Below are 12,892 nucleotides of genomic sequence, written 5' to 3'. Positions count from 1 at the left end.
GTGGGGACGGATCGGACCCATACAGCACCTTGTCAGGAGCGCTGAGCCCTGCGGCTCAGCGAGCGGGGGCTGGATTTTTTCGACGACTTGCCGCGCCCCGAGAGGCTCGGATTCGTCATGAAATACTTATGGGCGTTGAACGGCTCCTCGCCCTCGGCGGGCTGGATCCGTTCGCTCGCGCCGGATGCCAGTACACGCCAGCTCTGCCGGTTGTCGAGCAGGTTGGCGAGCATGATCTGATCGAGCACCTGCTGGTGCACCGTCGGATTCAGAATCGGCAGCAGCGCCTCGACCCGGCGGTCGAGATTGCGCTGCATCAGGTCGGCCGAGGAAATGTAGACGGTGGCGTTCGGATGCGGCAGCCCGGCGCCATTGCCGAAGGCGTAGATGCGGCCGTGTTCCAGGAAGCGGCCGACGATCGACTTCACGCGAATGGTCTCGGACAACCCGGGCACGCCCGGGCGCAGGCAGCAGATGCCGCGCACCACGCAGTCGATCTGCACACCTTCGGCGCTCGCATCGTAGAGCGCATCGATGATCTGCGGATCGACGAGCGAGTTGCATTTGATCCAGATGGCGGCCGGGCGCCCCGCCTTGGCATGCGCGATCTCCTCCTCGATGTGCTGGAGAAGACGCGGCTTCAGCGTCAGCGGCGAGACCGCCATGCGCTCGAGCTCCGCCGGCTCGGCATATCCAGTGATGAAATTGAACATCCGCGAGACGTCCCGCGCGATGGCCGCATCCGCCGTAAAGAAGGACAGGTCGGTGTAGATCCGCGCGGTGATCGGGTGATAATTGCCGGTGCCGATGTGGCAATAGGTGACGAGCCGCTCTCCCTCGCGCCGCACCACCATCGACAGCTTGGCGTGGGTCTTCAGCTCAACGAAGCCGAACACCACCTGCGCACCGGCCTTCTCGAGGTTGCGCGCCCAGCGGATGTTGGCTTCCTCGTCGAAGCGCGCCTTCAACTCGACGAGAGCAGTCACCGACTTGCCGGCCTCCGCCGCCTCGGCGAGGGCCGCGACGATCGGCGAGTTCGACGAGGTCCGGTAAAGCGTCTGCTTGATCGCGACGACATTCGGGTCGCGGGCGGCCTGGGCCAGGAACTGCACCACCGAGTCGAAGGTCTCGTAGGGGTGGTGGACGATGAAGTCCTTCTGCCGGATCGCCGCGAAGACGTCGCCGCCGCTCTCGCGTATGCGCTCGGGGAAGCGGGCATTGTAGGGCTTGAACTTCAAGTCCGGCCTGTCGATCCCGACGATCTGCGACAGCTCGTTCAGCGCCAGCATGCCCTCGACGAGAAACACCTCGTCCTGGGCGATCTCCAGTTCGTCGACGACGAAGGAGCGCAGGTCCTCGGCCATGCCCTCCTCGATCTCGAGCCGGATGACGACGCCGCGACGGCGCTGCTTCAGGGCACTTTCGAAATGCAGGACGAGATCCTCGGCCTCCTCCTCGATTTCGAGGTCGGAGTCGCGGACCACGCGGAAGGCGCCCTGGCCCTTGACCGTGTAGCCGGGGAAGAGCCGGTTCGTGAATTTCACGATGACCTGCTCGATGGCGATGAAGCGCACGGTCGAGTCACCCTGCGCATCGGGCAGCCGCACGAAACGGTCGATCATCGACGGAAGACGGATCAATGCGCGCAGGGTCCGGCCATCGCGGGGTCGAACCAGCATCAGCGCGATGGTCGACCCAAGGTTGGGGATGAACGGGAAGGGATGTGCCGGATCTATGGCGAGCGGCGTCAGTACCGGCAGGATGTGCTGAAGGAAGTAGTCGTCCAGCCACGCGACGTGCTGCTCCGACAGACCGGCCGGCTCGACCAGCTCGATCCCGACATCCAGCAACTCGCCGCGCAGCGCACGCCAGCGCTCCTGCTGGTCGAGCGCGAGCCGCGAGACCTCGTCGCCGATGCGCTGGAGCTGATCGGACGGCGACAGCCCGTCCTGCGAGGGCGAGGTGATACCGGCGCGTACCTGGTCGTAGAGACCCGCGACGCGAACCATGAAAAACTCGTCCAGATTGTTGGCCGAGATCGAGAGGAAGCGAAGCTGCTCCAGCAGCGGATGATTCTTGTTCGACGCCTCCTCCAGGACGCGCCGGTTGAACTGCAGCCACGACAGCTCGCGGTTCACGAAGCGCTCGGGCGAGTGGCGCAGATGGCGGCCAGCTTCGAGGATCGGCTCGCGGGCCGCCTCGTCGACCTTGCCGGGGCCGCTCTGTCCGCTCGGCCCCGCATCGGGCTCGGCCGCCTTCTCGGCGGCGAGGAGGCGGGCGGCGCGAGCGGTGCGGGCGCGAGCGGTCGCGCTGCGGACGCCGCGCTCGGTGGCCAGCGCGGTCTCTTCGACTTCGACCGCCTCACCGTCTTGCACCGAGGCGTCCGACTCCATCTCCGGCAACGGCTGGCTCCTTAATTGCGCGCGGGGCGCTGCCCTAGCACGGGTGCGCTCATGCCATATGACGATTCGATGACAGCCGCGACGAGGCCTCGCACAAGAAGAAGCGACGCCCCTTCCGCCCTCGCCTCCTCCGCAAACGTCGTCCTGTCGCGCCGGGATCGTCGGTGGCCCGTCAGACGTCCTCGTCTGCCGTCTCCGCATCCTCGCTGCTCTCCGCCATCCCGAGTCGATTCAGGACCGCGAGCGCGAGCGGCTTGGTGATGCGGCGGCCGCGGCCGAGGGCATCCCGGTCGAGCTCGGCCACCACGTCGCGGGCGCGGGCAAGCGAGCGGTCGATGCGCAGAGCCACGGCCTCCACGACGGCGAGATCGACCACGATCTGACGGTCGACGAACAGCTTGACGATCACGGCGCGCAGCAGAGCGTCGTCCGGCGGCAGGATCTCGACGCTCGGTGCGAGACGCAGTCGCGAGCGCAGATCCGCCACCTTCAGGCCGAAACCGTCGACCGGGCCAGCCGCGGTGATCATCACGGGGCTCCTGCGCTCGCGGGCGAGGTTGAGGAGGTGGAACAGGGCAGCCTCGTCCCGGCCGGAGGCGCGATCGACATCTTCGATGACGAGGGCACCGTTCGAGACGAGATGCGTGACCTGATCGTCCTTGAGCGCGTCGGCGGAGACGGTCCAGGCATGAACGCGGGTCGCCCAGATCGAGGCGAGGTGACTCTTCCCGCTGCCGGCCGGCCCCTGCAATAGCAGCACCGTATCCGGCCAGTCGGGCCAGGCCTCGACGAGGCCGTAGGCCGCTTCGTTAGCGGGGCCGACGAGGAAGTCCTCTCGGCCGTAACGCGGGTCGAGGGGCAGATCGAAAGTGAGCTGCTTCGGCGGAGCTTGGTCGCGCATGGGCGGGATATACACCGGATCGCTCGCGATTTGCGCAAGCGCGGCCACGACAAACCGGGCCGAACGATCCGCTCGCGAGACAGCCGGAACGCCTGCATTTACCAATTGCGCATTTGACTGCACGCCATTCGCGAAAACAGAATTCGTAGAAATATAACCGAACTGCGTCTACAGAATATCCAAGTCTTAAGCGTGGCGATTTTAGGTCGACCCCAATGGTCAGGGGAACGACATGAAACGTTCGAAAACCAGATTTCTCTTGGCCGCGCAAGTGCTTGCCATGCTCGCTATCGGCATCTCGAGTGCAGCCGCCACGTCCGACGACATTCGAAATACGCTCGCGCGCAAGGATTGTGTCCGCGGAAAGTTCGCGAACTACTATCTCGAAGGTAGAGGCGGCGATCCACCGGCGAACTACCGCGGTCGCGTTTTCAAGTTGAGCCAGAATTTTCCAGATCAGCTGCCGCCCGCCGAAAAACTGCCTTGGCAGAAAATCGACTTCAAGGATGGGGCACCGGTCGATCCGCGAGCCTATCTGCAGGCTCTTCTCGATTACGGCCTCGAAGGCAACGTCGATGTCGACTTCTACGTCGAGGATAGTAAGGTCCGGAAATGGTACGGCATGCCGTGGATGGACTGGAACACCGAGGTCGCGTCCGACTGGCCCGGCACGGATGGCCGTGAATTCGTCCACGGCTTCACCCACGAATTCGATTCGTCGGGCAACACGCTCAGCACGCTGCAGCGCGACTTCGTCGATACCTGGTCGGGCGCCTATTACAACGATCGCGCCGCCTTCGGTATCGGGCAGGTCTACTGCAACCCCGACGACCCCAAGCCGGGAGCGCTGAACCCCGATCCGACCGCGCTCAACACCTTTCCCGACGGCGCCTTCATCATCAAGCTGCTGTTCTCGACGGTGACGGAAGATCAGCTTCCGAGCGTCAAGAACGCGCTGGAATGGAAGGCCCATGTCTTCGCCAACGACGATCCGCGCTGGCGCAATGCCGGACCGCTCTCCCGGTTCAAGCGCGAGATCAGCACGATCCGCATGATCCAGATCGACGTGTCGGTGCGGGACGAGAGGAGCACGACTGGCTGGCTGCTCGGCACCTTCGGCTACGATGGCAACGCCCAGGGCGACACGCCTTGGAAGCGCATGGTGCCGCTGGGTCTTCAGTGGGGAAATTCGCCGAAGGCCACCTTCGCCGAGACCTGCAAGGGGCCAAACGGCCCTTGCGACCAGTCGAAACTGACCGAGCAGTGGATCAACCCGCAGGCACTCAAGGATCTCAACACCGCGCCGCTGAACTTCAACCACCTCGGCTATGGTGGCCGTCTCGCCGGCCCTGTCGACAATGCCAAGGCGTCCTGCATGGGGTGCCACCAGACGGCGGGCTTCCCGAACGTGCCGATCCTTCCGGAATTCTCCGCCAATGGCAGCGTGCTCGGCCTCGATGCCGAACGGCAGCCGCAGACCGAGCAGAGCCTTCGGATGATGTATCAGGGCAATGTCGCCTCGGGCGTCGTCTTCAGCGACACGCAGCTATACTCGTCCGACTCGTCGCTGCAGCTTTCGATGAGCCTGCAGAACTTCGTGTCGCTCCGCTGCGCGGCAGGTGCGCCGCCAGAGGTGCCATCTCTCTGTAAGCAACTTGCGCGCTGGCAGACTCTCCAGCGCAAATCGATCGACGCCGTCCTGACCTTCGGCAAGCCTGGGCCGGATGGCGGTCCGCTGCCAGCCAATCCGGACTGACCGATATGTCGCTCCGAAGCCGGAGGGTCAGTCGTCGACGTCAGCTAGGAGAACCGGCTCATCCGCGAGGTAGAGCCGGCTCTGCAGATAGCGCTCGACGCCGAAGCGCACGATCACTCCGATCGAAGCCGCGACCGGCACCGCGAGCAGCAGCCCTAAGAAGCCGAACAGCGTGCCGAAGGCGAGCAGAGCGAACATCAGCCAGACCGGATGTAGGCCGACGGAATCGCCGACGAGCTTGGGCGAGATCACGTTGCCTTCGAGAAACTGCCCGATCAGGAAGACGCCGACCGTCAGCCCGATATGCAGCCAGTCGCCCGTCGGCCACCACTGCACCAGCGCGACGCCGACCGAGAGAAGGAAGCCGGTTAGGCTGCCGACGAAGGGGATGAAGGTCAGGAAGCCCGAGATCAGCCCGATCAGCACACCGAAGTTCAAACCGACGCAGAACAGGCCGAGCGCGTAGAAGGTGCCGAGGATCAGGCAGACCAGCGATTGCCCGCGCACGAAGCCGGTAACGGCCTGATCGATCTCGCGGGCGAGCCGGCGCGTGGTCTCGCGATGGCGGGCCGGCACCCAGCGGTCGAGGGCGGCGATCATCCGGTCCCAGTCGTGCAGCAGGTAGAAGGCCACGACCGGAGTGATGACGAGAAGCGACGCGATCGAGATCAGCGCCTGGCTGCCGGACCAGATCGAGCCGAGGAATGCGAGAAACCACTGTCCGCCCTGCCCCACCAGCGAGCCGACCGAGTTCTGCAACTCGTTCACCACATCTTGACCGCCGACTTTTTCGATTAGCGGGCCGGCTCTCTCGACGATGATGCCCTGGAGCTTCGAGATCATCCCCGGCAGCGCGTTGACCAGCGAGGCGACCTGGCCTGCCGCGAGCGGGACCACGATGATCAGGAGCACGATCAGACCGACCACGAAGCCGGCGAGGATGATGAGCGTCGCGGCGAGCCGGCCGAGTCCGAGGCGCTCCAGCCGATCGGCGAGTGGATCGAGCAGGTAGGCGAGCGCCAGCCCCGCCACGAAGGGAAGCATCACTTCGCGCAGGGCGTACAGCAGGAAGACGAGCACCCCGAGAACCAGCAGACCGATGATTGCCCTGGTTCGCATCCGGCCCCTCGCGTTAGACTCGTCGACGCAACGAGATTGGGAAGCGTCGCCCATACGGTCAAGGCAGACCCGAGGCGGGAGATCCGGGATGATCCTCAAGCAATACGTCATCGACCTCCCAGCCGATTACGACATGCAGATCATCCGCGATCGCGTGGCGCGCGCCGCCGATGCCTTCGATCGGTTCCCGGGGCTTGGCCTCAAAGCTTTCCTGGCCCGTGAAAAGGGCCGGCATGGCGCCGATTCCAATCAATACGCGCCGGTCTATCTGTGGCCGGAGGCCGAGGCGCTTTGGGACTTCGTGGCCGGCAGCGGGTTCGACGGCGTGGCTCGGAGTTTCGGCCGCCCCTCGATCCAGACGTGGCTCGGCTTCGCGCTCGCGCGCTCACAGGCGGGTCGCGATCCGACCCGGTTTCGCAGCCTCGTGCGCGAGGACGTCACAATCGAGCGCGGCATCGATCTCGCGGCTCTGAGATCCGACGAAACGCGCAACGCCCGCACGGCCGTCGCCGAAGCACCGGGCCTCTGCCTCCGCGCGGTCGGGCTCAACATCGAGACCTGGCGGCTGGTCCGCTTCGACTTCTGGGATCGACCGCAAGACGCCCTGCCGGTGGGATCACGCAGCTTCGAGATCCTTCACACATCGGCACCCCGCGTGGAGGATCTGGATTTTCAGGACTGACCGAGGAGCGTTGTCGACAGCGATCTCGGCGGTTGCGCAGGCGATGGGGTGGCACTGGCGCAAAATCGGCTAAAGAGGCGCGAAACAGGACGGGGTGCCGATGACGGCCGCAGATCAAGACGGGCTGACCTACGCGCAGGCGGGTGTCGACATCGACGCCGGCAACGAGTTGGTCGAGACGATCAAGCCGCTGGTGCGCGCGACGCGCCGGCCGGGCGCCGATGCTGAGATCGGCGGCTTCGGCGGCCTGTTCGACCTCAAGGCGGCCGGGTTCAAAGACGCGATCCTGGTCGCGGCCAATGACGGCGTCGGCACCAAGGTGAAGATCGCCATCGAGACCGGGCGGCACGACACGATCGGTATCGATCTCGTCGCGATGTGCGTGAACGACATCGTCGTGCAGGGTGCCGAGCCACTGTTCTTCCTCGACTACTACGCCACCGGGAAGCTGGTGCCGGGTGTCGGTGCCGACATCGTGCGCGGCATCGCCGAGGGCTGCCGGCAGGCCGGCTGCGCGCTGATCGGCGGCGAGACCGCCGAGATGCCGGGGCTCTATGGCGGCGAGGATTACGATCTCGCCGGCTTCGCCGTTGGCGCCGCGGAGCGCGGAACGCTGCTGCCGCGGCCCGGCATCCAGCCGGGCGATGTCGTGCTCGGCCTCGCCTCTTCCGGCGTCCATTCGAACGGGTTCTCCCTGGTCCGCCGCATCGTCGAGCGCACGGGTCTCGGCTGGGATGCGCCGGCACCGTTCGAGCCGGGCAAGTCGCTCGGCGAGGCCCTGCTGACACCGACGCGGATCTACGTGAAAGCGCTGCTCTCCGCCATGAAGCATGCCGGCGGCATACGGGCACTCGCCCACATCACCGGTGGCGGCTTCCCCGACAACCTGCCGCGCGTGCTGCCGGACGGGGTCGGTATCGAGATCGATCTCTCCGCGATCACAGCCCCGCCGGTCTTCGGCTGGCTGGCGCAGGAAGGCGGCGTCGCGCAGGCCGAGATGCTACGCACCTTCAACTGCGGCATCGGCATGGTTGTCGTGGTCGCGGCCGACGCGGTGGAGGCCGTGGAAAGCGCCCTCGTTCAGGCCGGAGAGCCGGCCGTCCGTCTGGGCCGGATCACCGAGCGCGGGCCCGAACCCGTCACCTTTACCGGCACGCTCGCGCTGTGAGTCTCCCGAAGAAGACACGGGTCGCGATCCTGATCTCGGGACGCGGCTCGAACATGGTGTCGGTGATCGAGGCCGCGAAAGCCCCCGATTATCCGGCCGAGATCGCGCTGGTGCTCTCGAACCGTCCGGATGCCGGCGGCCTTGCCAGGGCCGCCGAGGCCGGCATTCCGGCGAGGGCCATCGACCACACGCTTTTCGCGAGCCGCGAAAGCTTCGATGCGGCGCTCGACGCGGCGTTGCGCGAGGCCGGAATTGAACTCGTTTGCCTCGCAGGCTTCATGCGGATTTTTTCCGCCGGCTTCGTCGAGGCCTGGGCAGGGCGGATGGTCAATATCCACCCGTCGCTGCTGCCCCTGTTTCGCGGCACGCATACCCATGAGCAGGCGCTCCAGGCGGGGGTGCGGCTGCACGGCTGCACGGTGCATTACGTCGTGCCGGAGCTGGATGCCGGCCCGATCATCGCCCAAGCCGCCGTGCCGGTTCTGACGGGGGACGACCCGGACAGCCTCGCCGATCGGGTGATCGTGCAGGAGCACAAGCTCTACCCGAAGGCTCTGGCGCTCGTCGCATCGGGGCAAGCGCCGCTGAAAAACGGGCGCGTCGATTTCGCAGCGGCGCAAGGCGCCAAGGGCGCCCTGCATTCTTTGTAGAAGTCGCCGAAGAAGTAGCTCTTCGGCGATTGGACGCTTGCCTTAGACCGGACGCGGCAGCTTGCAGCTGTCGAGCGCGTTCAGGGCCTTCGCCTTGGCGCTGTCGTTGAAATAGCCGGTTGCGCGGTAGGACTGGATTTCGCCGCTGTCCATCGACTTCAGCGTCTGGTCGGCATAGCAGCCACAGGGCTGCGCGACAGCGGCCTCTTCAACCTTTTGGAGCTTGGACTGCGTCACGATGCAGGCGTGGCTGACGCGACCCTTGAGGTTGCTCTTGGACGCGGTCTTCAGCGCCGGATCGGGCGTGTAGCCTTCGAGCGAGGCGACCTGCGTGCGGCCGCTCTGGCAGGCGGCGAGCAGGGAAGCGAGGCCGGCCGCGATGAGCAGCTTGCTGGCGCGCGAGGAAACGAGGCGCATCGATTTTTGTCCGGGAGAGAGATTCGTCAACGCGATCCTTCTCGTCCCGGCTGGCCCCGCGCCGCTAGGGCAGCGAGGCCACACCGTCTCAGTAATGCGACCTCAAGGTTCCACCTCGAGGCGCATCAGACTTCGCCTTCAGTCGGCGATGTCGGAGTCCTGGAAGAACTGCGCGATTTCGATCTTGGCGTTCTCGGCGCTGTCCGAGCCATGCACCGTGTTCTCGCCGACCGACTCAGAGAAAGTCTTGCGGATGGTGCCTTCGGCGGCCTGAGCCGGGTTCGTGGCGCCCATGACTTCGCGATACTTGGCGATGGCGTTCTCGCCCTCGAGCACCTGCACGACGACCGGGCCCGAAGTCATGAACTCGACGAGCTCGCCGAAGAACGGGCGCGCGTTGTGGACCTCATAGAACTTCTCGGCCTGGGCCTTGCTCATCTGGATGCGGCGCTGGCCGACGATGCGCAGCCCCGCCTTCTCGATCACGGCATTCACCGCACCGGTGATGTTCCGCTTCGTCGCGTCGGGCTTCAGGATGGAAAACGTGCGCTCGGTGGCCATGTTCGATCTTTTTTCGAGAGAGGTCGGTGAGGCCGAAAACGGCCGTCGCGGCAGGCTTATAGCGACGGGAGTCCGCGCCCTCAACCGAGCCCGCCGGCCTCGCTGCCATGGCGAAATCGCCACAGTGCCGGAAAATCGCCCCATTGCGACGCTTTGTTCCGGTCAAGACGCGGCGCCCGCACGGACGTCGCCAGGCAGACACCAAGGAGACCGCTGATGCGCATCGCCCTTCGCTCCGCCCTCGTCCTCGCGGCCCTTGGCGCCGCCTCCGCGGCTTCGGCCGCGCCGAAGGACCCGTCCGGCACCTGGCTCACCGAGGACGGACGCGCCAAGGTGAAGATCGATCGCTGCGGTCCGGGCGCCTCGAACATCTGCGGCAAGGTGGTCTGGCTGAAGTCTCCGACCGGCCCCACCGGAGGTCCCCGCACCGACCTCAAGAATCCCGACCCCAAGAAGCGCTCCCGTCCGGTGATCGGCCTGACGCTTCTCGACAACCTCAAGCCCGAAGACGCGAAGTTCTCCGGCGAGATCTACAACGCCGAGGAAGGCAAGATGTACTCGGTGAGCCTGCAGCGCGAGAGCGCGTCCGAGCTGAGCATCTCCGGCTGCCTGCTGAAGGTCCTGTGCGGATCGCAGACCTGGAACCGCGTGCCGGACGTGAACCAGCAGGCCGCCATTACACCGGGCGACGCCAAGGCCGCCGCGAAGCCGGCCGCCAAGCCACAGCCCGAAGCTGAACCGGAAGATTGATAGCCGACCACGTTATCTGACATCAGTTACGTAAAGAAGAAGGGCGCACCGGAGACGGTGCGCCCTAAGTTTTTGCCTATCCTGATGGGGGTCTAGGCGGGATCTGATTACAACACCTCCCCATCGCGGCGATCGCAAGAATTCTGCGGCATCGGGGCTATCCCCCGATTTTTGTTCCAGCGACCGCGCCGGTCCAGTCACATCACTGTCACGGTCGTGGCTGACAAGCTTCGCTTTTCCAAGGTGTAGCTTCTTCGCAACGGCTCTCGATCCTCGTCTCTCGGGCAATTGCAGCAATTATAGCAATTGCTATACCTCGGTGGCGACTGAGGTTTGGAGCGGGCGGTGGCGGGTCGAAAGGTCACGGTACAGCGAAGCGGAAGCAGCCGGGTTTTGACCCGCGCAGCTCTGCTGCTTGCCGCCGTCGGCTCGCCCATGGCGCGCTCATCGGCCGCCGACCTCGCCCAAGCCGGCACCGCGCAAGGACATGTCGACTGGTCCGGCGGCTATCTCGGCCTTCAGGGCAGCGCCGGTGCCTCTTTCGGAAACTACGAATTCGGCCCGACGACGATCGGCAACCGCCGCATCGGGACCTTCGAAACGGGCGACGCGACCGGCAGAAACAATCTGGGCCGCGACGCGACGACGGCCCTCGGTGGTGGCTTCACGGGCTGGAACTGGCAGAGCGGGGCCTTCGTCTACGGCATTGAAGCCGACCTCGTCGGCGCGAATCTGAGGCGTCCCGCTCCGTCCAATGCGCCGGGTCTCGGCTATGAAGCGATCGACCCGCCATTCGGCGTGATCCGAGAGACGACCGACCTGATCGGCACCGGCCGGGTGCGACTCGGCTACGCCTTCGACAGCAATCTCGTCTATGCGAGCTTCGGCCTGGCCGGCGCGAACGGGCGCGTGCGCGCGACCTATCCGGACCTCGCCACGGGCGGCGTGAATACCGCACGCCACGACGTGTCCTATCTCGGCTTCACGCTCGGCGCCGGCGTTCAGTATGCGATCTCGCCGAATTTCTCGCTGGGCCTCGACTACCGCTACATCGATTTCGGCCAGAGCGGCCGCTTCGACCTCGGCATCCTCCCCGGCACCAATGGCGGCCCAGTCTCCACGCGCAGTGCCTTCATCTCAAACGAGATGATGGTCCGCCTGTACTGGCATCCCGAAGGTCTGAAGCTCCCGGCCGAGAGCGAAGAACAGAAGTCGAGCGAGCCGAGCCGGTTCTCGTTCCACGGCCAGACCACCTTCATCAACCAGGCGGTCAGCGGCTTCCACGCGCCCTATGGTGGCGATCAGAGCCTCGTGCCGCATCAGGCGCAGGCGACCACCACCGCGACGGCCTTTCTCGGCTTCAAACTCTTCGAGGGTACCGAGCTCTATTACAATCCCGAGTTCAGCCAAGGCTTCGGCCTCTCGCGCACACTCGGCGTCGCCGGCTTCGTCAACGGCGAGGCGCAGAAAGCGGGAGCGCCCTTCCCGAAGCTTCGCTCGAATCGCTACTTCATCAAACAGACCTTCGGACTCGGTGGCGAGACCGAGGAAGTGCCGGATGGGCCGAATGCGATCGCCGGCACGCGGGACGTCGAGCGAGTCACGGTGGTTGTCGGGAAGTTCGCGCTCGGCGACTACTTCGACAACAACGCCTATGCGCACGATCCTCGCGTCGACTTCTTCAATTGGGGGCTCTGGGGATCTGCCGCCTATGACTTCCCGGCCAATCTACCCGGTTTCACGCAAGGCCTGATGGTCGAGTACAACCGGGCCGAGTTCGCGCTGCGCGCGGCCTACACGCAGGTTCCGAAGCAGCCCTCCAGCGACGTCTTCGATTCCCGTGTTCTCGACCGGCAGGGCATCACGGCAGAAATCGAAGAGCGGCACACGCTGCCGTGGCTCGAACAGCCCGGCAAGCTCAGACTCGGCATCTTCTCGAACGTCGGTAACACGGCGAATTATCGCGAGGCGGTGACGTTGACCCAGATTGGTGCCTTCGCCGACGTCAACGATGCGGCGGCCGCAACCCGCGCGGCGCGCCGCAAGACCGGCTTCTACGTGAACCTCGAACAGGCCGTGACGAGCGATCTCGGCGTCTTCGCCCGGGCCAGCGCCGGCGATGGCCGCAACGAGAACCTGTCCTTCACCGATATCGACCGCTCATTTTCAGGCGGACTGTCCCTCAAGGGGACCGCCTGGGGCCGGCCCGCCGACACGGTCGGGCTCGGCACATCGATGAACCAGTTGTCGCCTTCCCACCAAGCCTATTTCGCAGCCGGCGGATTCGGATTGCTGATCGGCGACGGCCAGCTCAACTACGCGCCCGAACGGGCCATCGAGGCCTATTACGCGATGAGCCTGACGAAATCAGTCACGGTGTCCTTCGACTACCAGCACGTCGAGAACCCGGGCTACAACCGCGACCGCGGGCCGGCCGACTTCTTCGCGACGAGGCTGCACGCGGAGTTCTGACGCAGGCCCGGCGG

General features: G+C 65.4%; 11 protein-coding genes. 6 read left to right on the top strand and 5 right to left on the bottom strand.

The window, feature by feature from the left end:
* Positions 1 to 32 precede the first annotated feature (32 nt).
* Complete coding sequence (locus HCU64_RS17115) at positions 33 to 2,402, bottom strand: RNA degradosome polyphosphate kinase (RefSeq protein ID WP_233385343.1); 2,370 nt, start codon at positions 2,400 to 2,402, stop codon at positions 33 to 35.
* Between the two features lie 172 nt (positions 2,403 to 2,574).
* Positions 2,575 to 3,303 (bottom strand): hypothetical protein, encoded by a 729-nt coding sequence (locus HCU64_RS17110; protein ID WP_233385504.1) that lies wholly within the window; start codon positions 3,301 to 3,303, stop codon positions 2,575 to 2,577.
* A 232-nt stretch (positions 3,304 to 3,535) separates the two neighbouring features.
* On the opposite strand from HCU64_RS17110, the gene HCU64_RS17105 reads away from it, so the two are divergent.
* Entirely contained in the window at positions 3,536 to 5,059 is a 1,524-nt protein-coding gene (locus tag HCU64_RS17105) for a hypothetical protein (protein ID WP_233385342.1), read from the top strand.
* A 27-nt stretch (positions 5,060 to 5,086) separates the two neighbouring features.
* Here HCU64_RS17105 and HCU64_RS17100 read toward each other — a convergent pair whose 3' ends face one another.
* The gene (locus tag HCU64_RS17100; RefSeq protein WP_233385341.1) at positions 5,087 to 6,178 is read right to left on the bottom strand and encodes an AI-2E family transporter; all 1,092 of its coding nucleotides are present in this window, start codon (positions 6,176 to 6,178) and stop codon (positions 5,087 to 5,089) included.
* An 88-nt stretch (positions 6,179 to 6,266) separates the two neighbouring features.
* On the opposite strand from HCU64_RS17100, the gene HCU64_RS17095 reads away from it, so the two are divergent.
* The 3 genes from HCU64_RS17095 to purN all read left to right on the top strand — a co-directional run bounded on the left by HCU64_RS17095 (position 6,267) and on the right by purN (position 8,678).
* On the top strand, positions 6,267 to 6,860 hold the full coding sequence (locus HCU64_RS17095) for a DUF4865 family protein (protein WP_233385340.1): 594 nt from the start codon (positions 6,267 to 6,269) through the stop codon (positions 6,858 to 6,860).
* 100 nt (positions 6,861 to 6,960) lie between these two features.
* The gene (purM, locus tag HCU64_RS17090) at positions 6,961 to 8,028 is read left to right on the top strand and encodes a phosphoribosylformylglycinamidine cyclo-ligase (RefSeq protein WP_233385339.1); all 1,068 of its coding nucleotides are present in this window, start codon (positions 6,961 to 6,963) and stop codon (positions 8,026 to 8,028) included.
* Complete coding sequence (purN, locus tag HCU64_RS17085) at positions 8,025 to 8,678, top strand: phosphoribosylglycinamide formyltransferase (protein WP_325169990.1); 654 nt, start codon at positions 8,025 to 8,027, stop codon at positions 8,676 to 8,678. Before purM ends, purN begins: the two co-directional genes overlap by 4 nt.
* Positions 8,679 to 8,720: 42 nt before the next feature.
* Here purN and HCU64_RS17080 read toward each other — a convergent pair whose 3' ends face one another.
* Both HCU64_RS17080 and ndk read right to left on the bottom strand, forming a co-directional pair.
* A complete protein-coding gene (locus tag HCU64_RS17080) occupies positions 8,721 to 9,095 on the bottom strand; it encodes a hypothetical protein (protein ID WP_233385338.1) in 375 nt (124 codons plus the stop codon).
* A 138-nt stretch (positions 9,096 to 9,233) separates the two neighbouring features.
* Positions 9,234 to 9,656, bottom strand: a complete 423-nt coding sequence (ndk, locus tag HCU64_RS17075) for a nucleoside-diphosphate kinase (protein WP_233385337.1) — start codon at positions 9,654 to 9,656, stop codon at positions 9,234 to 9,236.
* A 216-nt stretch (positions 9,657 to 9,872) separates the two neighbouring features.
* On the opposite strand from ndk, the gene HCU64_RS17070 reads away from it, so the two are divergent.
* Together HCU64_RS17070 and HCU64_RS17065 are read left to right on the top strand one after the other, a co-directional pair.
* Positions 9,873 to 10,406: a DUF2147 domain-containing protein gene (locus HCU64_RS17070; RefSeq protein WP_233385335.1), complete on the top strand. Its 534-nt coding sequence runs from the start codon at positions 9,873 to 9,875 to the stop codon at positions 10,404 to 10,406.
* A 435-nt stretch (positions 10,407 to 10,841) separates the two neighbouring features.
* Positions 10,842 to 12,878: a carbohydrate porin gene (locus HCU64_RS17065; protein WP_233385502.1), complete on the top strand. Its 2,037-nt coding sequence runs from the start codon at positions 10,842 to 10,844 to the stop codon at positions 12,876 to 12,878.
* Positions 12,879 to 12,892 lie beyond the last annotated feature (14 nt).

It is taken from the genome of Methylobacterium sp. C25 (genome assembly GCF_021352225.1).
Taxonomy (GTDB): Bacteria; Pseudomonadota; Alphaproteobacteria; order Rhizobiales; family Beijerinckiaceae; genus Methylobacterium.
This window is presented reverse-complemented; position numbering and strand designations above follow the sequence as displayed.

Coding starts and splice junctions, on each gene's coding strand:
- HCU64_RS17110 (WP_233385504.1), bottom strand. CDS start 3,303: ATGCGCGACCAAGCTCCGCCGAAGCAGCTCACTTTCGATCTGCCCCTC.
- HCU64_RS17105 (WP_233385342.1), top strand. CDS start 3,536: ATGAAACGTTCGAAAACCAGATTTCTCTTGGCCGCGCAAGTGCTTGCC.
- HCU64_RS17100 (WP_233385341.1), bottom strand. CDS start 6,178: ATGCGAACCAGGGCAATCATCGGTCTGCTGGTTCTCGGGGTGCTCGTC.
- HCU64_RS17095 (WP_233385340.1), top strand. CDS start 6,267: ATGATCCTCAAGCAATACGTCATCGACCTCCCAGCCGATTACGACATG.
- purM (WP_233385339.1), top strand. CDS start 6,961: ATGACGGCCGCAGATCAAGACGGGCTGACCTACGCGCAGGCGGGTGTC.
- HCU64_RS17080 (WP_233385338.1), bottom strand. CDS start 9,095: ATGCGCCTCGTTTCCTCGCGCGCCAGCAAGCTGCTCATCGCGGCCGGC.
- ndk (WP_233385337.1), bottom strand. CDS start 9,656: ATGGCCACCGAGCGCACGTTTTCCATCCTGAAGCCCGACGCGACGAAG.
- HCU64_RS17070 (WP_233385335.1), top strand. CDS start 9,873: ATGCGCATCGCCCTTCGCTCCGCCCTCGTCCTCGCGGCCCTTGGCGCC.
- HCU64_RS17065 (WP_233385502.1), top strand. CDS start 10,842: ATGGCGCGCTCATCGGCCGCCGACCTCGCCCAAGCCGGCACCGCGCAA.